Raw genomic sequence first — 20,374 nt, 5'->3', positions numbered from 1 at the left:
ATCTGCCGCCCTGGCCTCTGAATCTCGTGCCCGGCCGGTTGCCTGCCTTCCCAAGTACTTACCTGCATGCCTGGGCGTCTCGCCCACACGCTGCCTTCCTCCAGCCAGAGATTCAGCCGTCGGCCGTTATGGGTACGAGGTTGCTGGAGTTATTTCACCGCGCCGACTGAGCGTGGATCCCAAGGATAGTTAGATGAACATTCAAAATCAGGCCATTGCGGCCATGCAACACCTCCAAGCGGCCTTCGCGCCGTTTCAATGCATCACCACCCCGGCTTCGCGCAAGGGCGGCTTCAGTTTCACCGTGATCGACGAGCGCGGTGTCGCCTGTCGTAGCGAGCGCCTCTACCCCGAGCAGTACAACGCTGCCGACGGCCTGGAGCGGGTCATCGCCCGTACCCGTCGCGCCCTGGTGGCCTAAGGCTCCCTGCGAGTGCCGGACGCATCACGGTTTCCGTGATGCCCATGCCGGCAGCCTCCATCTGCGGTATGTTTGGCACAGCTTCGCGTAGGCGTGAGCCAAACAATGAATCCCAAGATGGAGGTCGCATGTCGCAAGTCGTATTCATCCGCCATGGCCAGTCGGCGTGGAACCTGGAAAACCGCTTCAGTGGCTGGGCGGATGTGGATCTGACCGAACAGGGGATCCGCGAGGCCCACGAGGGCGGCAAGGCACTCAAGGACGCCGGCTTCCTTTTCGACGTGGCCCACGTCTCGGTGCTCAAGCGCGCCGTGCGCACCCTGTGGCACGTGCAGGAAGGCATGGACCAGATGTGGCTGCCAGTGGTGAGCGACTGGCGCCTCAACGAACGTCACTATGGTGGCCTGACCGGTCTGAACAAGTCCGAGACCGCTGCCAAGTTCGGTGAAGAGCAGGTCCTGGTCTGGCGCCGCAGCTACGACGTACCGCCGCCCGAGCAGAGCGTCGAGGAGCAGCAGGCCCTGGCCGCCGATCCGCGCTATGCCGGTCTGTCGCTGGATCAGGTGCCGCGCACCGAGTGCCTCAAGGATTGCGTCGAACGCGTCCTGCCCTACTGGAACGAAGTCCTGGCCCCGGCCATTCGCAGTGGCCAACGTGTGCTGGTAGTCGCCCATGGCAACTCCATGCGCGCCCTGATCAAGTACCTGGACAACATTTCCGACAACGACATCGTCAGCCTCAACATCCCCAACGGCGTGCCGCTGGTGTACGAGTTCGACGAAGACCTCAAGCCCACCAAGCACTACTACCTGGCCGACCCGGATGAGGTCGCTGCCAAGATGGCCGCGGTGGCCAATCAGGGCAAGGCGAAGTAAGGCCTCTTTCGTCCGTTCTCTGGTGGAGACCTTGCACGGTTTTCCACAGGGTCGACGAGGTGTGAGCGGTGGATAAGGCTGAAGCCATTATCCACCCTGCCGACGGCTGACCTATCGTGGTCACGGGTCGCCGTAGGTTGGGTTGAGCACAGCGAAGCCCGATAGGTCTCGCCTCAAGGTGCTGGCCATGTTGGGCTTCGACGGGGAAGCCGTCTCAGCCCAACCTACGATACTGGCGCGGCCCATGGCCACTACGCCAGTACGCCAAGACCCGCGGAAGGGAAAACCGCCTGGCGTTTTCCACAACCAGGGCCGCAGGGGAACGGTGGATAAGGCGGCGCCGTCATCCACCCTACCACTCAGGTTCGGTCATTCGGGCGCTTTACCACCCGCGCCTCACCCAGGACGCCTTCTCGCTGGGCGCCCTCGTCCTGACCCGCCTGAATCTCTTCGTCGGCTTCTACCCCACCGTCGCCCGGGCTCTTCTCGCCCTTTTCCTTGCCTTCGTCGCTGTGGTGTTCGATCACCGCATTGATCTCCGCGCCGAACAGCAGCACCGCCGAAGACAGATAGAAGTACAGCAGCAAGACGATGATGGCGCCGATGCTGCCGTAGGTGGCGTTGTAGTTGGCGAAGTTCTGCACGTAGTAGCCAAAGCCCAGGGACGCCAGGATCCAGACCACCACTGCCAGCACCGAGCCCGGGGTGATGAAGCGAAAGCTCTGCTTCACGTCCGGGGTGACGTAGTAGAGCGCTGCCACGGCGATCATCAGCAGGGCTACGGCCAGCGGCCAGCGGATCAGCGCCCAGAGGGTGACCATGTAGTCTTCCAGCCCGACATAGGCGGCCAGCCAGTTCATCACCTGGGGGCCCAGCACCATGAGGGCGGCAGCGCTGAGCAGCAGCCCGGCAAGGCCAATGGTGTGCAGCACCGACAGGGGAATGCGCTTCCAGGCCGGGCGGCTTTCCACCACGTCGTAGGCGCTGTTCATGGCGGTCATCAGCGAGCGGAAGCCACCCGAGGCGGACCAGAGGGCGACGATGATACTGAAGGACAGCAGGCCGCCCTTCTGCGTCTGCAGCTGGTCGATGATGGGATTGACCGTGTCCAGCGCGGTGACCGGCAGCAGGTAGGCGGCCTGTTCGCGCAGGAAGGTGAAGAAGTCCGGCAGGTGCAGGAAACCGATCAGGGCGATCAGGAACAGCAGGAAGGGAAACAGCGAGAACAGCATCTGGTAGGCCAGCGCTGCCGCATAGGTGGGCATGTCGTCGGCCACGAATTCCTGGACGGCACGCTTGACGAGGGTGAACGGCGAAATGCCGCGCAGGCTGAAGGCAAACAAGGACATAACGGCTCCTGACGAACATTCCTCACGAAGGATTCCTGGAGCGGGCCTGCACGGCCTGCGCCCGGCGGCTTTTGCAGACCGCCCTACCTTCAGAGTGGCGGCAGCCGGGTTGGTTGCGCGCCGTCGTCAGAAGCCGGAACCGGAGGCATCCCGGCAGGCGGCGATCTCGGCGGCCGTGGGCACCCGGAGCGCCTCTATCCCGCGACGTTCATCGAAGTGGATGAAGCCGGCGGCGGCGAATTCGCGCAACCAGCCCTCCATGGGCCAGAGCCCCCAGCGCGCCTGAAAGCGCCGGGCATTCTCCAGGATACTGGCGAAGTGGTTGAGCGGCGGGTGATAGGTCGGGTGGTACTGGTGGAAGGCGCGCGCCTCGGCCTGATAGACGGGCACCCCCGCGTCACGGGCACGAAAGGCGAAATCGGTGTCCTCGCCGCCATAGCCACGATAGCCCTCGTCGAAACCGCCGATGCGGCTGAAGGTGGCGCGCATGCAGGCGAAATTCAGCGACCAGAACAGCGGATGAGGAATCATCTCCCCGCTCGGTCGATCCCGGTGCAGGGGATGGACGACGCCCGAGGCGAGCAGCGCCTCCGGGGTCCAGTCACCTTCCGCGACGCCGGCCGGCAGATAGTGGACGAAGCCCTGGTGCAGGGCGTCGGGGCGCGCGGCCAGCGCCCGGCGATAGGCATCGAGCAGGTCTGGTGCGGGGATGCAGTCCACATCGAGAAACACCAGCGCCTCGCCGGGTGCAGCGGCCACGGCGGCATTGCGCGCGGCGGCCAGGGGCAGGATGCCGTCGCCTTCGACCGCCTGTACCTGGATCGGAAAGCGCGAGCTGTGCAGTGCGCGTGGTGCCTCGTTCATCTGCACCACCACCAGGGCGGCGGGCGGGGTCGGCGCCAGCTCCAGGCCGCGGATCAGGTTGGCCAGTTGCCGCTCGCGGCCATGGACCAGGGTCAGGACGATCATGTCAGCACCTCCTGGGCGACCTGCCGAATACAGGCCGCGGCGCGCCGGGCGCCCTCGCCATCGCCTACCGCCGCCCAGCGCTCGGGATCGAGCCCGCGTGCCCTGGCCAGCAGCTCTGGCCAGTCATCGTCAGCGGGCCAGGTTTCGCCGGTGAGCGCCAGGCCCTGCATGGCCAGCAGGCGCCCGGTGGACAGTTGCTCGTCGAAGGGCCGGGCATCCGGCAGGCAGATGAAGCGACAGCGCAGATCGGCCAGCTCCGCCACCAGGCTGTCACCCGCCGAGCCGACCACCAGCTCGGCGCGGGTCAGCCAGGGCGCGGGATTGGCGACGCTGCCGAGGAAACTCAGATTGGCCGGCGCCACGGTGGCGTCCTCCGCCACCGGACCCAGCACCGTCCAGCGCCAGGCGGGACAGGCGCGCGCCGCGGCGACCAGTCGCGCGCGGCTGAAGGCGGTGCCGCCATGGCCGGCGATGACGGTGACCGTGCCGGGCTCGCGCAGGCTGTCGCGTCGTTGCCCGGCATAGCGCGACAGGCTGCCGGTATAGCAGGTCTTGGCTCGCCAGATGGCTGGAGTGGCGGGTTCTTCCAGATGTTCCGGATAGGGTGCCAACAACCGGCTGGCACTGGCATAGGCCAGTTCGTGGGCGGCATCGAAGCGGCTGCCGCGCTGACGCAGATAGATCGTCGGCACGCCACACAGCCTGGCCAGCAGTGCCACCTCCACCGAGACGTCGACCACCAGCAGACAGGGCCAGGCGCGGCGAAACCAGTCCACCAGCAGGCCCATGCGCTCGCGCAGCCCTGCCACTCCCAGCGGCGCATAGTGCAGGCAGGCGAAGGCTTCGCCCTCGACACCCGGGGCCACGTCGGGCGGCAGCGGGCAGAGCTGGACGTTGGGCAGCTCCACCTGTTCGGGCAGGCGACTGCCGAACAGGGTCAGGGGGCCATCGAAGGCGGCGGCGATGGCCAGGGCTCGGGTCACATGGCCGGCGCCGTGATGGTGGGCGTAGTAGCCGATGTTCAGCTCAGCCACGGGCGGTCTAGCCACGGGCCACCCGACCGGCGGCGACATCGGCGAGCAGGCGCTCGTAGCGATCGATCATCAGGCGATGGCTCCACTGGGCCTCGGCCCGCGCTCGGCAGGCCTCGCGGGACAACGACAGGGCCTCGCGCAGGGCTGCGGCCAGGGCCGGGACATCACCCGGCGGGGCCAGGGCGCCGGTCTCGGCGGTGAGGAGTTCCGGCAGGGCACCGCGGGCGAAGGCCGACACCGGCGTACCACAGGCCAGCGCCTCGGCGACGATCAGGCCGAAGGGTTCGTCCCAGCAAGGGGTCACCAGGCAGGCGCGTGCCTGGGCGACTTCAGCGGCCAGGGCGGTGCGGTCCAGGTGACCGAGGTAAACGGCCTGGTCACCCAGACGCGGCGCGATCTCCTGGCGAAAGTAACGCTCGTCGGTGGCCTGGCCAGCCAGGCGCAGGGGCACACCGGCCGCCCGTGCGGCGTCCAGCGCCAGGTGCGGCCCCTTGTCGGGCACCAGGCGACCGAACCAGAGCGCATGGTCGCCGATTGGGGTACCGCGTGGCCGCCAGGCGTCGAGATCGATGCCGTTGGGAATCACGTGGCAGGCCGGCGCCAGGTGCGCCCAGTTGTCGGCATTGGCCTGGGACACGGTGCAGTAATGACCGCCACCGCGCTTGTGCAATTCGCCGATGGCGTTGATCAACTCGAAGAACGGCGGGGTATGCAGCACCGTGAGCATGGGCGTGCGGATCAGCCCGGACATGGTCACCGGCACATAGTGCAGGGCATTGTTGAAAATGACGTCGAAGCCATGGCTGTCGATGCGCTGCATGCAGTCGAGATAGCCGTGGTGCTCGTCGAGGTACTCGGAGCTGAGTACGTTGCGCTTGCGCCGGCAACCATCCGTCCCGTAGTTGCCGTCGTCGAGGATGGGTACCACCTCCAGCTCCGGCGCCGAAGCCGAACTGGCGAACAGAGTCACCCCATGGCCACGCTCGCGCAGTTGCAGGGTGATGTCGTAGGTGAAGGCCTCGAGACCGCCGGCGAACGGCTGGCGTACCGGGTGTTTCACGTGGGTGAGAATGCCTATGCGCATGGAGCCGTCCGCTTGCTGTTAACCGTCATCCCACCGTCCTCATTGCTAGCCGCTGGTTGATAGGAGTCTCAGCGATGGGAATTGGTTGTGCGCTTCGTCGTGAAAGCCGCGCGGCGGGAAAACCTCCGAACCCCGCAGGGAGTCAGCCTTCCTGGACCCGTATTCCCAGCAGACGACGGAGGTTTCCATGCGTTATGAACTGCACTACTGGCCCAGCATCCAGGGCCGCGGCGAATTCGTCCGCCTGGCGCTCGAAGAAGCCGGCGCGGACTACCTGGATGTGGGCAACGCCCCGGAGGACGAAGGCCTGGGCGTGCCCGCCATGGAGGACTACCTGCAAGGCAAGCAGACCCAACGCCCACCCTTCGCCCCGCCCTTTCTCAAGGCCGGCGACGAGGTCGTTTCCCATGTCGCCAACATCCTCCAGTACCTGGGGCCGCAGCTGGACCTGGTGCCGCCGGACGAGGAGTCGCGCTTCTGGATACATGGCCTGCAACTGACCATCACCGACCTCACCGCCGAGGCCCACGATGTCCATCATCCGGTGGCCATCTCCCTGACCTATGAAGAGCAGCAGGACGAAGCCCGGCGCCGGGCCAAGGCCTTTGCCGGCGAGCGAATCCGTACCTATCTGAGCTATTTCGAACGAGTGCTGGGTTACAACCCGGCGGGTGATACCTGGCTGGTGGGCGAGCGGCGCTCCTATGTCGACCTATCGCTGTTCCAGGTGGTGGCCGGCCTGACCTATGCCTTCCCCAACGCCATGCATCGTCTCGCCCCGGAGATCCCGCGGGTCCTGGCCGTGGCCGAACGGGTGGCGGCCCTGCCCAACATCGCCGCCTACCTGGCCTCGTCGCGCCGCCTGCCGTTCAGCGAGAACGGCATCTTCCGTCACTATCCGGAGCTGGATCCGACCTGACGGGCAAAGAAAAGGCCGCCCGGGGGCGGCCTTTTCACTGTGGCTGGATTCAGGCGCGGTCGATGGTGTTCTTGACCGCTTCCTTACCCTTGCCCACGTTCTTTTGCAGTTTGCCTTCGGCTTCCTGGGCACGACCCTCGCCTTTCATACGCGAGTTGTCGGTGGCATCGCCGACGCCTTGCTTGACCTTGCCGGCCACTTCTTTGGCGGTACCCTTGATCTTGTCGCTGGTGCTGCTCATATCAGTCTCCTTGGGATCGCACAGGCAGTGCGCTTGTAAAATCCGACTACGGCTCTAACCGGGTGGTTTCGACCACTCGTCGCCCAGCGTAGCGGCCAGGAGCCTCAGGAAGCTTTGGGCAGCGGCCCTGGAAGCCTTTAGACTTCCCGCCCTTTTTCGTGAGCGATTGCCCAGCCGCCGCCCCTTGGCGGGAACGTTGCGCAAGGCCGCCTCTCCAAATTCCACACCCCTTCAATGGAGACTTCTGATGTCGCTGAGCCAATTCGACAACCTGCCGGGCGTGACCGCCCAGCCCGACGCCGCCACCCGCGAGTTCGTCTTTAACCACACCATGCTGCGGGTCAAGAACCTGGAGACCTCGCTGGACTTCTATACCCGCGTACTGGGTTTCACCGTGGTCGATCACAAGGACTTTCCGGACGCCAAGTTCAGCCTGACCTTCCTCGCCCTGGTCGATCGCAACCAGGTGCCCACAGACCCGGAAGCCCGCCAGCGCTGGCGCAAATCCACGCCGGGCATTCTCGAGCTGACCCACAACCATGGCACCGAGAACGATGCCGCCTTCAGCTACCACAACGGCAACAGCGATCCGCGTGGCTTCGGCCATACCTGCGTGGCGGTCCCGGACATCCGCGCCGCCTGCGAGCGTTTCGAGCAGTTGGGCGTGGCTTTCCAGAAGCGCCTGACCGACGGCAGCATGAAGGAAATCGCCTTCATCAAGGACCCCGACGGCTACTGGGTCGAAGTCATCCAGTTCACCCCGCTGTCCTGATCCCTCCGGGCCCGGCGTCCGTCGGGCCCACCCTGCCTGCCCTTCTGAAGACATCCGACGACTTTTCGGCGCTTAACTGATACCGACTGGCTCCAAGCCATCGACGCCTGCTCATGCCTTTGGCGTACTGCTGGCGAATAGCCTTACCAAAGTCGTATTGCGACCCCAGCCAGCGACGTCTTCAGAGAGCCCATCATGAAAAAAACAACAAGAATTCGGACGGGGATGTACAGCGTCCTCAGCCTGTTCGTCGCCTGCCTGCTGCTGGCTTGTCTGTATGGGTGGCTCAGCGCCCGGACCAGTGCCCAGCAGATCCGCGACCTGGATAGTCTGACCATGGAGCAGCTGGACAAGGTCAACAACGCCGCCACCTGGATCAGCCGCGCCAGTGCCAACTCCCATACCGCCATGCTCGATAGGGTCAATGGCGATGCGGCCAAGGCCGAAAAAGGCACGGTGCTGGCGCTGGAACGCCTGAACATCGCCCGCACGCTGATCACCGAGATGCTGGCCAGCACCACCGAGCCCAAGTTGCGCGGCCAGATCGATGCCATGCTCAAGGCCTTCGATGCCTACAAGGTCATCGTGGAAAATCAGATCAAGGCCTGCCGCGCCGGTGATCTGCCGGGCTACATCCGCATCAGCGATGGCGCCAAGGACGCCAGCACCGCCTTCGCCGACACCCGCAAGGTCTTTACCGACGAGATCACCGGGCGCATCGACGCCACCCTGGCCGCCTCCGACAGCCGCGTGCTGCAGGCCGAGATCGGCACCCTGGTACTGGTCGGTCTGACCCTGCTGCTGGCGGTGCTCTCCGGCTGGTTCATCGCCCGCCGGGTGCTGGCCCCGTTGAACGAAGCCGGCGAGCACTTCGCCGCCATGAGCGAAGGCGATCTGACCCGCCGCATCGAGGTGCGCAGCCATGACGAGATCGGCCAGCTGTTCGCCGGCCTCGCCACCCTGCAACGCCGCCAGCGCGACACCCTGGCCCAGCTCAATCGCACCGCCGAGCAACTCGACGGCGCCGCCCAGGAACTGGGCCAGGTCACCGCCCAGAGCAATCGCACCCTGAACCAGCAGCAACAGGAACTGGAACAGGCCGTGACCGCGGTGACCGAGATGACCACCGCCGTGGAAGAGGTGGCACGCAATGCCGCCTCCACCTCGGATACCGCCCGCGAATCCGATCGCCTCGCCACCGGCAGTCGTGGCCAGGTGGCCCAGGTCCTCAGCGAATTGCAGAGCATGCAGACCACGGTCAACGAAAGTGAAGCCGTGATCGCCAGTCTGGCGCAGCAGGCCAACCAGATCGGCAAGGTGCTGGACGTGATCCGCGCGGTCTCCGAGCAGACCAATCTGCTGGCGCTCAACGCCGCCATCGAAGCCGCCCGTGCCGGCGATGCCGGGCGTGGCTTCGCCGTGGTGGCCGACGAGGTGCGCAGCCTGGCCCAGCGCACCCGCCAGTCGACCCTGGAGATCGAGCAGATGATCGGCAACATCCAGGCCGGCACCGGCCAGGCGGTAACCGCCATCCAGCGCAGCAACACCCTGGCCGGTACCACCCTCGAGACCACCGAGCGCACCGGCCAGAGCCTGGAGCACATCTTTGTCGCTATCGGCGATATCAACGAGCGCAACCTGGTCATCGCCAGCGCCGCCGAGGAGCAGGCCCAGGTCGCCCGCGAGGTGGATCGCAACCTGATCAACATCCGCGAACTGGCAGGCGTGTCCAAGCGCGGCGCCGACCAGATCGAGACCTCCAGTCGCCAGCTCGCCGAGCTGACCCGCGAGATCCACAGCCTGGCCGCGCGCTTCCGCGTCTAGCCCGGCGCGCCGTCGCTCCCGGGAAGAGTCATCCCGGGGCAGCGGTGGCTTTACCCATCTTTACCTTTTCTTGGCATGACGTCGCTGCCGGTACAGGCGAAAATTGGCCCCGGGCGCCCAGCGTGGCGCCGGTTTTCGCTACGGAGCTGCCTGACGTCATGACGACCTGCCCTACCCCGCGCGGCCCTCGCCTGAGGTGCCTGCTGCTGTCCGTTCTCGCCTCGCCCCTGGGCCTGCTGGTGCTGTTGACCGGCGTGCTGCAGCTGCTCGGTCCCGGCTAGTGGCGCAGCGTCCGGTCACCACAGCGACCGGACGCGCCAGGGTCACAGGCGGAAGCGCGTCACCAGCCCATTGAGGTCCACGGCCAGGCGCGACAGCTCGGCGCTGGCGGCGCTGGACTGCTCGGCACCCGCGGCGGTCTGGACCGACAACTCGCGAATGTTCACCAGGTTGCGATCCACCTCGCGGGCGACCTGGGCCTGCTCTTCCGCCGCGCTGGCGATGACCAGGTTACGTTCGTTGATGCCGCCGATGGCGCCATGGATGCGCTCCAGGGCATGGCCGGCACCGCGCGCCACTTCCAGAGTGGACTGGGCGCGCTCGGTGCTGCTGCGCATCGCCGCCACCGCTTGATCGGTACCCTGCTGGATGGTGCCGATGGAGGTCTCGATCTCGCGGGTCGATTCCTGGGTGCGATGGGCCAGCGCCCGCACCTCGTCGGCCACCACCGCGAAGCCACGACCGGCCTCGCCGGCGCGCGCCGCCTCGATGGCGGCGTTGAGCGCCAGCAGGTTGGTCTGTTCGGCCACGCTGCGGATCACATCCAGCACCTTGCCGATGTCGTTGACCTGGACCGCCAGATCGCCCACCAGGGTGGCGCCGTGTTGGACATCCTCGCTCATGGTGGCGATGGCGCCCACGGTTTCCTGCACCAGATCGCGGCCATCACGGGCCACACCGGCCGACTCCTGGGACGCCTGGGAGGTGTTGACGGCGTTGCGCGCCACCTCGTCCACCGCCGATGACATCTGGTTCACCGCGGTGGCGGCCTGTTCGATCTCGGCGTTCTGGCGTTGCAGACCGCGACTGGATTCATCGGTCACCGCATTGAGTTCTTCCGCTGCCGAGGCGAGCTGGGTGGCCGAGCCAAGGATGCCCTGCAGGGTCTGGCGCAGCTGGCCCTGCATGGTCTTCATGGCCTGCAACAGGCGCGCGGCCTCGTCGCGGCCTTCGCTGTGGATCTCTTCGCTGAGGTCGCCGGTGGCGATCACCTCGGCCGCCCGCACGGCCCGGGCGATGGGCTGGGTGATGCTGCGGATCAGCAGCCAGGCGAAGACCACGGTCAACCCCGCGGTGGCAGCCAGCAGCACCACCAGCCACTGGATGGCGCGACTGTAGTCGGTGGCGGACTGGGCGTTGGCGGCGGCGGTCTGCTGGTCGACCAGATCGGTGAGTTGCCTGAGCACCCCGTTGACCGCATCGGAGTTGGCCAGCAGGTCTTCATTGAGCAGCCGGCGCAGGGGCTCCAGCTGATCGGCGGCGGAAAACGCCAGCATGCGCTGCTGCAGACCGTCGTACTGGGCGATCAACTGGCCGTAGCGACCGTAGGCGGTGCGTTCTTCGGCGGACTGGATCAAGGCCTCGTAGCGCTGCTGGGCGGCGCGCATCTGGCCGTTGCGCTGCTGGAACAAGGCCTGGGTCTTGGCGATGATCTCCGGCTCGCGATTGAGCAGCAGACGATAGGAGAGCACCCGCAGGCGCAGGGTCAGGGCGGTCAGCTCGTCGAGGGCGGCCACGCGCGGCATGGCGCGTTCTTCGATGGCCAGGCCCGAGGCGCGGATATCGTTCATCTTGACCAGGGCGGTGCCGCCGAGCAGCAGCAGGAGCAGACCGATAAAGGCGAAACCAAGCGTGGCGCGCCGCGCGATGGAGAGGTTGCGAAAGGACATGGAGAGTTTCCGTTGAGCCTGGAAAGTTCCCCTATCGACCGCTGGCGGCAGATCCTGAGGCCAATTATCGACCTGGATCCGGACGGCTTGCAGGAGCATGCGTCGAGCAAAGCCACCAAACCCTTGTCTCATAGGGCATTGGAGCTATTGAAAGGCTGGCGAAAGGTCTAGGCTGCGGCACTGTGCCGCAGATCACAGGCTGGATGCAAAGCGGGCGAAAGGCGAGCAATCTCCACCAGCGGCATTGTGTTCACATTTTTGCACATCTCTCGCAAGCCACTGATCATCAAGGAAATCTGTTCGGCTATCGCGATTTACATTTTCTTCACGGGGAAAAGCGTGATCCGGTGGCGAAATGCAGGGTTCGTGTCGATAAAAGGGCTAAATGCACTGATCATGTCGCGATAATGGCGGGATGATCTCAGTATTAGTTTGAAATATCTTCTGCGTTGTCGGTCACGAGCTATTGTTTCAGCGTGGATTAAGGTTGTGTTCACCAAGATGCGACACCGGGTGCCAGGACACCGCCCGACTACGCGATGGATTGCCGGAAAATGAAGCCACCAGAGCCCGAGATGGCCGGGGCGTATCGAAGCGATGCCAGGGGGCGTCTAGCCACTAACCAGCGCTTGCCGCTGCCATTGCGTACTTGAGAGAGGTCAGAAACAGATGAGCGACAACACGGATACCTTCGGCGCACCCGACGAGGCCCTCCTGCAGCTGGTCGATGGTTTCAAGCGTTTCCGCCAGGATGTCTTTCCCGAACAGGAAGCGCTGTTCAAGAAACTCGCCAGTGCACAGTCGCCCAAGGCCATGTTCATCACCTGCGCCGACTCGCGCATCGTCCCGGAACTGATCACCCAGAGTTCGCCAGGCGATCTGTTCGTGACCCGTAACGTCGGCAACGTGGTCCCCCCCTACGGCCAGATGAACGGCGGCGTATCCACCGCCATCGAATACGCGGTCGTGGCCCTGGGCGTGAAGCACATCATCATCTGCGGCCACTCCGACTGCGGCGCCATGAAAGCCGTACTCAATCCCGATCCGCTGGAAAAGATGCCGACGGTAAAGGTCTGGCTGCGCCATGCCGAGGTCGCCCGTACCGTGGTCGAAGACCATAGCCATTGCGACTGCGGCCACGGCGGCACCCTGGGTTTCCTGACCGAGGAAAACGTAGTGGCCCAGCTGGTACACCTGCGCACCCACCCCTCGGTGGCTTCGCGTCTGGCCAGTGGTCAGCTGCAGATCCACGGCTGGGTCTATTCCATCGAGACCAGCGAGATCAAGGCCTACGACGCCCAGCAGGAACGCTTCCTGCCCCTGGATGGCGAAAACATGCCAGTCGCCACCCCGCGTCCGCGCCTGCAGCAGGCCTGATCCACCGCGGTCATCCGGTTCGCCGGCTGGCCGCCCGGAGACGGGTCCCTGGACCCGTCCCTATAACAGCGCACCGCGCCGGACGATCCTACCTGGGGCTCCATCGGGATCGCCCACCCTTTCCGCTAGCCGCCTGAATCCCGCACCGTGTCATATGACGTGATATGACGCGCGGGCACCTTTTTCCTAGTCGCTGGAGGACCAGGACCATGCTTGGCAATCAACAGACCCCGGGGCGCAACCTGTCGCGCGACGCCCTGGCCTCACTCGTAGTGTTTCTGGTCGCCCTGCCGCTGTGCATGGGGATCGCCATCGCCTCCGGCATGCCACCGGCCAAGGGCATCATCACCGGCATCATCGGTGGCCTAGTGGTCGGCTTTCTCGCCGGCTCGCCGTTGCAGGTCAGTGGTCCGGCCGCCGGCCTGGTGGTGCTGGTGTTCGACCTGATCAACCGGCACGGCCTCGAGGCCCTGGGCCCGGTACTGCTACTGGCCGGTCTCATGCAGCTCGTCGCCGGTCTCACCCGGCTGGGTGCCTGGTTCCGCGTCACCTCGCCAGCGGTGGTCTACGGCATGCTCGCGGGCATCGGCATCCTCATCGTGCTCTCGCAGCTGCACGTCATGCTGGACGCCAAACCAGCGGCGTCGGGCCTGTCCAATCTGCTGGCCTTCCCGGGCGCCGCCCTCACCGCGGCCGGCCAGTGGAACGGCAGTGGCAGCGGCGCCCAGGCGGCGCTGATCGGCCTGCTGACCATCGCCAGCATGTGGCTGTGGGAGAAATTCCGCCCACAGCCGCTACGCTTCCTGCCCGGCGCGCTGATCGGCGTGACCCTGGCGACCCTGGCCAGTCTCTGGCTGGCGCTGGACATCCGCCGGGTCGAAGTGCCCAACAACCTGGCCGATGCCATCGACTGGGTGACCTTCGCCGATCTTGGCATGCTAGCCAACGCCGAGCTGGTGGTAGCCGCCCTCGCCCTGGCCTTCATCGCCAGTGCCGAGACCCTGCTCTCGGCCGCCGCGGTGGACCGCATGCACAACGGGCCGCGCTCGCACTTCGACCGCGAACTGGGTGCCCAGGGCATCGGTAACCTGCTCTGCGGCGCCGTCGGGGCGCTGCCCATGACCGGCGTCATCGTGCGCAGCTCGGCCAATGTCCAGGCCGGCGCCACCAGTCGCGCCTCCACCATCTTCCACGGCCTCTGGCTGCTGGCCTTCGTCGCCGCCCTGCCCTTCGTGCTCAAGCTGGTACCGGTGGCGAGCCTGGCCGGCGTACTGGTGTTCACCGGCGTCAAGCTGGCCGATCCCAAGTCGCTGACCGGACTCAAGCGCTATGGCCGCGCGCCCATGGCCATCTATGCCCTGACCGCGCTGATGATCGTCGCCACCGATCTGCTGACCGGGGTGCTGGTGGGCTTCGGTCTGTCGATCGCCTTCCTGGCGGTCAAGGCGGCACAGCTCAAGGTCAGCCTGACCTATCGCGAAGACCAGCCGGACCAGGCCGACCTGCGCCTGGTGGGCGCCGCAACCTTCCTGCGCGTGCCCCAGCTGACCAAGGTGCTGGAGCAGGTCAAGCCGGGCACCACCCTGCACGTGCCCCTGGAACGCGTCTCCTATATCGACCACGCCTGCATGGAGCTGCTGGAAGACTGGGGCCGCACTCAGGCCAGCAATGGCATGCGCCTGGTGATCGAGCCCAAGGCACTGGAGCGGCGCCTGGAAGGTCAGGCCTCCGCCGGGCAAACGGTGATGTCGACCTAGGCGCCGGTTTGCTAGCGATGGCGGAGCCTTCTGGTCGCTCCGCCATCCGGCCGTTTTGGTAACGAAATGATGCAAAGACGCCTTGACATCAAGACGCTCCATTCGACCCAACAGTGGCTTGCCAGAGCATCTCGCTAAAATCTGGACGGCCTCGCCATTGGTCATATTGTGGACAATCTGTCCACAAATAGTGCGCAAATCAGCGGATAAAGGCCGAAGCCGGGGTCAGTCATCCTACCAACGGCTAATAGTCTGCTAATTAACTTTCGCTCTTCTCGGCTTTGCCTTATAACGCTATCTGGTTCGACTTTTGTCGCACCAACGATCTTTGTGTCGGGCCACCCTCTATCCCGGGGGTAATCGCTTTGCCAGGAAAGCCATGCGACGCCCACACGGCTAAAAATGACTCCACGAGAGGTAGCTATGCGCAAGCCTGAATTGGCGACTGTGATTGCAGAAAAAGTCGGACTTCCTAAGGAACAAGCCAACGTTGTGCTCAACACGCTGCTGGACGAGATCGCGAATGCGCTGCACCGCAAGGACAGCGTGACGCTGGTCGGCTTCGGTACCTTCCTGCCGCGTCATCGCGGTGCTCGCATGGGGAAGAATCCCCAGACCGGCGAGCCGGTCAAGATTCGTGCGAGCAACACGGTGGCGTTCAAGCCGGGCAAGGCACTGAAGGACAGCATCGAAGGCTGAGGATGAGGCGGCAGGGATGGCCGCTGCAGCCACAAGGCATCGCTCGTGCGATGCCTTTTTTGTGTCCGCGTGGCGCACGCGGAGCCGATCAGCCGATGGCGATCATCTCGAAGTCACCCTTGCCCACGCCGCAATCCGGGCACAACCAATCCTCGGGCACATCTTCCCAGCGCGTTCCGGGAGCGATGCCGTCGTCCGGCCAGCCCAGGGCTTCGTCATAGATATAGCCGCACACGATGCACTGCCATTTCCGCATGTTCTGTTATCTCTCAACCGGCTTCAGGTAGCGCGCACGCTACGCGAAAGCCTGGCAAAGGCCAACCGTGCCAGAACCCAGGCCGCTGCCGGTGGCTCTATAGCGGCTCTTGACGACTGTCCGTCGTCCGCGTTCATCAGCTAGGCTAAGCCCATGACTTCCTCACCCTCCCCCATGCCCTGGGCCATCTATTTCGCCGTACTGGGCAGTGTCATCAGCGTGGGCCTGGCCATCGGCCTGTCGATGCCGCTGGTCTCGCTGCGCCTGGAGGGCTGGGGCTATGGCAGCTTCGCCATCGGTGTCATGGCCGCCTCGCCGGCCATTGGCATCCTGACCGGCGCCAGCCTGGCCGGGCGCCTCGCTTCACGAGTCGGCACGCCACGACTGATGCAGCTATGCCTGGTGACGGGTGCCGCCTCGCTGATTCTGCTGTCGCTGCTGCCCAGCTACCCCCTGTGGCTGCTTCTGCGCCTGGCGCTCGGCGCCATCCTCACCCTGGTCTTCGTGCTGGGCGAAAGCTGGATGAACCAGGTCATCACCGATCGCTGGCGGGGTCGCCTGGTGGCCCTCTACGGCAGCAGCTACGCCCTAAGCCAACTGGCCGGTCCGCTGCTGCTGGGCGCGCTCGGTACCGAGGGTGACCAGGGCTTCTGGCTGGGCGCCCTGCTCATGCTCGGTGGCGCCGCCCTGCTGCTCGGTCGCCAAGGCGCCCCAGCCGCCGGCGGCCACACCGCCGCCTGGCAGGCGCTGCTGGACTTCTGCCGCGGCGCTCCGGCCATCGCCTGGGCGGTAGCGCTGTTCGCCTGCTTCGAGGCGATGATCCTTACCCTGCTGCCGGTCTATGCCCTCAACCAGGGCTTCGGCCAGCAACTGGCGCTGTACATGGTCAGCGCCGTGGTGGTGGGCGATGCTCTGCTGCAGCTGCCCCTGGGCCTGCTCGCCGACCGCCTCTCGCGCCAGGGCCTGTTCCTAGGCTGCACCCTGGGGCTGCTGGCGGTCAGCCTGGCCTTGCCACTGCTGCTGCACACCCCGGGCGTCTGGCCGCTGCTGGTGCTGTTCGGCGCCACCGCCGGCGGCCTCTTCACCCTGGCACTGATCCTGGTGGGCGAGCGCTACCGTGACGCCGAGCTGGTCAGCGCCAACGCCTGCATCGCCCAGCTCTGGGGCCTCGGCTGCCTGGTCGGTCCGCTGGTCACCGGCGCCGCCAGCCAATGGCTCACCGGCCATGCCCTGCCGCTGCTGATGGCGGCCGGCGCCGCGGTATTGCTGGTGATCGTTGGGCGCCGAGGCAGCGCACCGGCGACGGTCACCGAGCCGACCTGAGCAGCCCATGAAAAACGCCGGCACTGGGCCGGCGTTTTTCATTTCTAACCACGATCAGAACGCGGGCACCACGGCACCCTTGTACTTCTCTTCGATGAACTGCTTCACCGCCGGGGTGTTCAGCGCCTTGGCCAGCTTCTGCACGGCGTCGCTGTCCTTGTTGTCCGGACGGGCGACCAGGATATTGGCGTAGGGCGATTCCTTGCCTTCCAGCAGCAGGGCGTCCTGGGTCGGGTTGAGCTTGGCTTCCAGGGCGTAGTTGGTGTTGATCAGCGCCAGGTCGACCTGATTCAGCACGCGCGGCAGGGTCGCGGCTTCCAACTCCTTGAACTTGAGCTTCTTGGGATTCTCGGCGATGTCCTTGGGCGTGGCGAGGATGTTGGCGCTGTCCTTGAGCTTGATCAGGCCGGCCTTCTCCAGCAGCAGCAGGGCGCGACCGCCGTTGGTGGCGTCGCTGGGGATGGCCACGACGGCGCCTTCGCGGACTTCGTCGAGCTTCTTGATCTTCTGCGAGTAGATGCCGAAAGGCTCGACGTGCACCTGGGCGACGGTCACCAGGTCGGTGCCACGGCTCTTGTTGAATTCATCCAAGTAGGGCTGGTGCTGGAAGAAATTGGCGTCCAGACGCTTCTGGGCCACCTGCAGATTGGGCTGCACATAGTCGGTGAAGACCTTGATCTGCAGGTCCACCCCTTCCTTGGCCAGCTGGGGTTTGACGAATTCGAGGATCTCCGCGTGAGGCACCGGGGTGGCGGCGACGCTGAGGGTCTCGGCGGCGTGGGCGGTCAGGCTGGCGGCCAACAGGGCGGCGGTGGCGAGCAGTTTCTTCATGGCAGTTTCCTAAGGCGGGGTGGAACCGCCGGTGCCTCTGGGGGCGCCGGCGGCAGCTGGAGCGAGGTTCTTAGAACGCGGGCACGACGGCGCCCTGGTACTTCTTCTCGATGAATTGCTTCACCTCGGGAGTGGTCAGGGCCTTGGCCAGCTTCTGAATGGCCGGGTCATTGGCCTTGTCGGCGCGGGTATAGAGCAGGTTGGCATAGGGCGACTCGCCGCTCTCGATGAAGAGGGCGTCCTTGGTCGGCACCAGCTTGGCTTCCAGGGCGTAGTTGGCGTTGATCAGCGCCAGGTCGACCTGGTTCAGCACGCGCGGCAGGGTCGCGGCTTCCAGCTCCTTGAACTTCAGGTGCTTGGGATTCTCGACGACGTCACGCGGGGTGGCGGTGACGTTGCTCGGATCCTTGAGGGTGATCAGGCCCTGCTTGGCGATCAGCAGGAGCGCACGACCGGAGTTGCTCGGATCGTTGGGGATGGCCACGGTGGCGCCGTCCTTGAGTTCCTTGATGTCCTTGATCTTCTGCGAGTAGGCACCGAAGGGCTCGACGTGCACCGCCACCACCGGCACCTGGTCGCTGCTCGGGTTGCTCTTCTGGTAGCTGGCGTAATAGGGCTTGGTCTGGAAGTAGTTGGCATCCACCTGCTTCTGATCGGTCTGGCGATCGGGCTGGATGTAGTCGGTGAAGACCTTGATCTTCAGGTCCACGCCTTCCTTGGCCAGCTGCGGCTTGATGAATTCCAGGATCTCCGCATGGGGAACCGGATTGACCGCAACGGTCAGGGTCTCGGCGGCCTGGGCGGCGGTGGCAACACCTAGGCCGAAGGCCAGGGACAGCAGGGTACGTTTCAGCGACATCTGGGATTTTCCTTGTGCAAAACCTTCGAGTGGATGAAGCCTGAATCAACGACGACTGAAATGGGCGACGAGCCGATCGCCGACCATCTGCAGTACCTGGACCAGCACCAGCAGCAAGAGCACCGTGACCACCATGACGTCGGTCTGGAAGCGCTGGTAGCCGAAACGAATGGCCAGATCGCCGAGGCCGCCGCCGCCGATCACCCCGGCCATGGCGGTGTAGGACACCAGGGCGATGGCGGTGACGGTGGTGGCCGCGATCAGCCCGGGCAGGGCCTCGGGCAACAGGGTGCGGGTGACGATCTGCCAGAGACTGGCGCCCATGGCCTGGGTCGCCTCGATGATGCCGCGGTCGACCTCGCGCAGGGCGGTTTCCACCAGCCGGGCGAAGAAGGGCGCGGCGCCCACCACCAGCGGCGGGATGGCGCCCTCGACGCCCAGGGAGGTGCCGATCAGCCAGACCGTGATGGGGATCATCAGGATCAGCAGGATGATGAAGGGCACCGAGCGCAGCACATTGACCACGAAGGAGAGGATGCCGTAGACCAGCGGCTGCTCCAGCAACTGGCGGCGGCTGGTGAGAAACAGCAGCACGCCCAGCGGCAGGCCGAGGATCAGGGTGAAGAGCATGGACCAGCCAAGCATGGCCAGGGTGTCCTGGGTCGCCTGCCAGATCTCGGCCCAGTCGATGTTGCTGAAGAGTTCGTCCATCAGCGCAGGACCTCCACGGTGACGTCGGCGGCCTGGAAGCGAGCCAGGGCGGCGTCCAGGTCACCGCCCACCAGGGCGATGGTGAGCTGGCCATAGGGCTCGTCCCGGATGCGGTCGATGCGACCGCCGAGAATGCTGTAGTCCACACCGGTCTCCCGGGCGACATGGCCCAGCAGCGGTGCATAGGTGGCTTCGCCGCGGAAGGTCAGGCGCAGGATGCGCCCTTCGACATGGGCATAGGCGTCGGCCAGTTCGGCCTCGTCCTGGTGCTCGGCTTCGAACACGAAGCGGCGGGTGGTGGGGTGCTGCGGATGCAGGAAGACATCGGCCACGGTGCCCTGCTCCACCACGGCGCCGCCGTCGAGCACGGCGACGCGGTCGCAGACGCGGCGGATCACGTCCATCTCGTGGGTGATCAGCACGATGGTCAGGCCCAGCTCGCGATTGAGCTCGGCCAGCAGTTGCAGCACCTGGGCGGTGGTCTGGGGATCGAGGGCGCTGGTGGCCTCGTCGCAGAGCAGGATCTTCGGCTCGGTGGCCAGGGCGCGGGCGATGCCGACGCGCTGCTTCTGGCCGCCGGACAGTTGCGCCGGGTACTTGCGCGCCTGGTCGGACAGCCCGACCCGCGCCAGCAGCTCCTCGACCCGCTGGGCGATCTGCGCCCGCGAACGGCCGCCGGCCAGTTCCAGCGGTAGGGCCACGTTGGCCGCCACGGTCTTGGACGAGAGCAGGTTGAAGTGCTGGAAGATCATGCCGATGCGGCGGCGGAAATCGCGCAGCTCGGTCGCGCCCAGGGTGGTGACCTCGGCGCCATCGACCTGCAGGCGACCGCCACTGGGAGCTTCGAGGCGGTTGATCAGGCGCAACAGGGTGCTCTTGCCGGCACCCGAATGGCCGATCAGGCCGAAGATCTCGCCGGCTTCGATCCTCAGGTCGACCGGCTGGAGCGCCGCGACCTCGCGACCGCGCGTGCGGTACGTCTTGTGGACAGCGTGGAATTCGATCAATGGAAAAACCTTGTGGGTAACGTCAGACAACAGGATGGTGATCCAGCCGCGCAGTTTAACGTGCGCGCTTATATCTGCTTAGCACTTGTTGTCGGGTATTACGCCAATAAAGGCATA

The 20,374-nt window shown here is 65.5% G+C and carries 20 protein-coding genes and 2 pseudogenes; 10 read left to right on the top strand and 12 right to left on the bottom strand.

The window, feature by feature from the left end:
* The first annotated feature begins 193 nt into the window (after positions 1-193).
* Positions 194-421: a hypothetical protein gene (locus NRG74_RS18355; protein ID WP_017639323.1), complete on the top strand. Its 228-nt coding sequence runs from the start codon at positions 194-196 to the stop codon at positions 419-421.
* Between the two features lie 128 nt (positions 422-549).
* A complete protein-coding gene (gene gpmA, locus NRG74_RS18350; protein WP_257705002.1) occupies positions 550-1,296 on the top strand; it encodes a 2,3-diphosphoglycerate-dependent phosphoglycerate mutase in 747 nt (248 codons plus the stop codon).
* A gap of 359 nt (positions 1,297-1,655) precedes the next feature.
* Here the strand turns inward: gpmA and NRG74_RS18345 are convergent, their stop codons facing one another.
* The 4 genes from NRG74_RS18345 to NRG74_RS18330 all read right to left on the bottom strand — a co-directional run bounded on the left by NRG74_RS18345 (position 1,656) and on the right by NRG74_RS18330 (position 5,732).
* Entirely contained in the window at positions 1,656-2,645 is a 990-nt protein-coding gene (locus NRG74_RS18345; protein ID WP_068384591.1) for a YihY/virulence factor BrkB family protein, read from the bottom strand.
* A gap of 126 nt (positions 2,646-2,771) precedes the next feature.
* The gene (locus NRG74_RS18340) at positions 2,772-3,614 is read right to left on the bottom strand and encodes a galactosyltransferase-related protein (protein ID WP_257705001.1); all 843 of its coding nucleotides are present in this window, start codon (positions 3,612-3,614) and stop codon (positions 2,772-2,774) included.
* On the bottom strand, positions 3,611-4,648 hold the full coding sequence (locus tag NRG74_RS18335; protein ID WP_257705000.1) for a hypothetical protein: 1,038 nt from the start codon (positions 4,646-4,648) through the stop codon (positions 3,611-3,613). The genes NRG74_RS18340 and NRG74_RS18335 overlap by 4 nt, the downstream gene beginning before the upstream one ends.
* Before the next feature lie 7 nt (positions 4,649-4,655).
* Complete coding sequence (locus NRG74_RS18330; RefSeq protein ID WP_257704999.1) at positions 4,656-5,732, bottom strand: glycosyltransferase; 1,077 nt, start codon at positions 5,730-5,732, stop codon at positions 4,656-4,658.
* A gap of 187 nt (positions 5,733-5,919) precedes the next feature.
* On the opposite strand from NRG74_RS18330, the gene NRG74_RS18325 reads away from it, so the two are divergent.
* Positions 5,920-6,651, top strand: a complete 732-nt coding sequence (locus NRG74_RS18325) for a glutathione S-transferase family protein (protein WP_257704998.1) — start codon at positions 5,920-5,922, stop codon at positions 6,649-6,651.
* A gap of 49 nt (positions 6,652-6,700) precedes the next feature.
* Here the strand turns inward: NRG74_RS18325 and NRG74_RS18320 are convergent, their stop codons facing one another.
* Positions 6,701-6,892: a CsbD family protein gene (locus tag NRG74_RS18320; protein ID WP_026083651.1), complete on the bottom strand. Its 192-nt coding sequence runs from the start codon at positions 6,890-6,892 to the stop codon at positions 6,701-6,703.
* 247 nt (positions 6,893-7,139) lie between these two features.
* Here NRG74_RS18320 and gloA point away from each other — a divergent pair, with 247 nt between their 5' ends.
* From gloA to NRG74_RS18305, 3 genes are all read left to right on the top strand, one after another.
* The gene (gloA, locus tag NRG74_RS18315) at positions 7,140-7,664 is read left to right on the top strand and encodes a lactoylglutathione lyase (RefSeq protein ID WP_017639315.1); all 525 of its coding nucleotides are present in this window, start codon (positions 7,140-7,142) and stop codon (positions 7,662-7,664) included.
* Positions 7,665-7,889: 225 nt separating this feature from the next.
* Positions 7,890-9,488, top strand: a complete 1,599-nt coding sequence (locus tag NRG74_RS18310; protein WP_017639314.1) for a methyl-accepting chemotaxis protein — start codon at positions 7,890-7,892, stop codon at positions 9,486-9,488.
* A 158-nt stretch (positions 9,489-9,646) separates the two neighbouring features.
* Positions 9,647-9,769: a hypothetical protein gene (locus NRG74_RS18305; protein WP_256562921.1), complete on the top strand. Its 123-nt coding sequence runs from the start codon at positions 9,647-9,649 to the stop codon at positions 9,767-9,769.
* A 42-nt stretch (positions 9,770-9,811) separates the two neighbouring features.
* Here the strand turns inward: NRG74_RS18305 and NRG74_RS24730 are convergent.
* Both NRG74_RS24730 and NRG74_RS24725 read right to left on the bottom strand, forming a co-directional pair.
* Positions 9,812-10,408, bottom strand: a pseudogene (locus tag NRG74_RS24730) (methyl-accepting chemotaxis protein); the annotation flags it as partial.
* Between the two features lie 306 nt (positions 10,409-10,714).
* Positions 10,715-11,437 (bottom strand): annotated as a pseudogene (locus NRG74_RS24725) (MCP four helix bundle domain-containing protein); the annotation flags it as partial.
* Positions 11,438-12,106: 669 nt separating this feature from the next.
* Between NRG74_RS24725 and NRG74_RS18295 the strand changes: the two are divergent.
* From NRG74_RS18295 to NRG74_RS18285, 3 genes are all read left to right on the top strand, one after another.
* Positions 12,107-12,814 (top strand): carbonic anhydrase, encoded by a 708-nt coding sequence (locus NRG74_RS18295; protein WP_017639311.1) that lies wholly within the window; start codon positions 12,107-12,109, stop codon positions 12,812-12,814.
* 209 nt (positions 12,815-13,023) lie between these two features.
* Entirely contained in the window at positions 13,024-14,571 is a 1,548-nt protein-coding gene (locus NRG74_RS18290; RefSeq protein ID WP_068384581.1) for a SulP family inorganic anion transporter, read from the top strand.
* Positions 14,572-14,994: 423 nt separating this feature from the next.
* On the top strand, positions 14,995-15,270 hold the full coding sequence (locus NRG74_RS18285; protein WP_017639309.1) for an HU family DNA-binding protein: 276 nt from the start codon (positions 14,995-14,997) through the stop codon (positions 15,268-15,270).
* Positions 15,271-15,358: 88 nt separating this feature from the next.
* Here the strand turns inward: NRG74_RS18285 and NRG74_RS18280 are convergent, their stop codons facing one another.
* Complete coding sequence (locus NRG74_RS18280; protein WP_007161456.1) at positions 15,359-15,526, bottom strand: rubredoxin; 168 nt, start codon at positions 15,524-15,526, stop codon at positions 15,359-15,361.
* A 174-nt stretch (positions 15,527-15,700) separates the two neighbouring features.
* Here NRG74_RS18280 and NRG74_RS18275 point away from each other — a divergent pair, with 174 nt between their 5' ends.
* Positions 15,701-16,849 (top strand): MFS transporter, encoded by a 1,149-nt coding sequence (locus NRG74_RS18275; RefSeq protein ID WP_257706615.1) that lies wholly within the window; start codon positions 15,701-15,703, stop codon positions 16,847-16,849.
* Between the two features lie 54 nt (positions 16,850-16,903).
* Here NRG74_RS18275 and NRG74_RS18270 read toward each other — a convergent pair whose 3' ends face one another.
* The 4 genes from NRG74_RS18270 to NRG74_RS18255 form a co-directional block, all read right to left on the bottom strand.
* Positions 16,904-17,680 carry a MetQ/NlpA family ABC transporter substrate-binding protein gene (locus NRG74_RS18270; RefSeq protein WP_044341151.1) on the bottom strand — a complete coding sequence of 259 codons (777 nt, stop codon included), beginning with the start codon at positions 17,678-17,680 and terminating at the stop codon, positions 16,904-16,906.
* A gap of 70 nt (positions 17,681-17,750) precedes the next feature.
* The gene (locus NRG74_RS18265) at positions 17,751-18,533 is read right to left on the bottom strand and encodes a MetQ/NlpA family ABC transporter substrate-binding protein (protein ID WP_371913873.1); all 783 of its coding nucleotides are present in this window, start codon (positions 18,531-18,533) and stop codon (positions 17,751-17,753) included.
* A gap of 51 nt (positions 18,534-18,584) precedes the next feature.
* Entirely contained in the window at positions 18,585-19,250 is a 666-nt protein-coding gene (locus NRG74_RS18260) for a methionine ABC transporter permease (RefSeq protein ID WP_017639302.1), read from the bottom strand.
* The gene (locus NRG74_RS18255) at positions 19,250-20,257 is read right to left on the bottom strand and encodes a methionine ABC transporter ATP-binding protein (RefSeq protein WP_257704997.1); all 1,008 of its coding nucleotides are present in this window, start codon (positions 20,255-20,257) and stop codon (positions 19,250-19,252) included. Before NRG74_RS18255 ends, NRG74_RS18260 begins: the two co-directional genes overlap by 1 nt.
* Positions 20,258-20,374 lie beyond the last annotated feature (117 nt).

Source organism: Pseudomonas oryzihabitans (genome assembly GCF_024652905.1).
Classification (GTDB): Bacteria; Pseudomonadota; Gammaproteobacteria; order Pseudomonadales; family Pseudomonadaceae; genus Chryseomonas; species Chryseomonas benzopyrenica.
The sequence above is the reverse complement of the archived record's forward strand: the minus strand, read 5'-3'. Positions and strand labels throughout refer to the sequence as shown.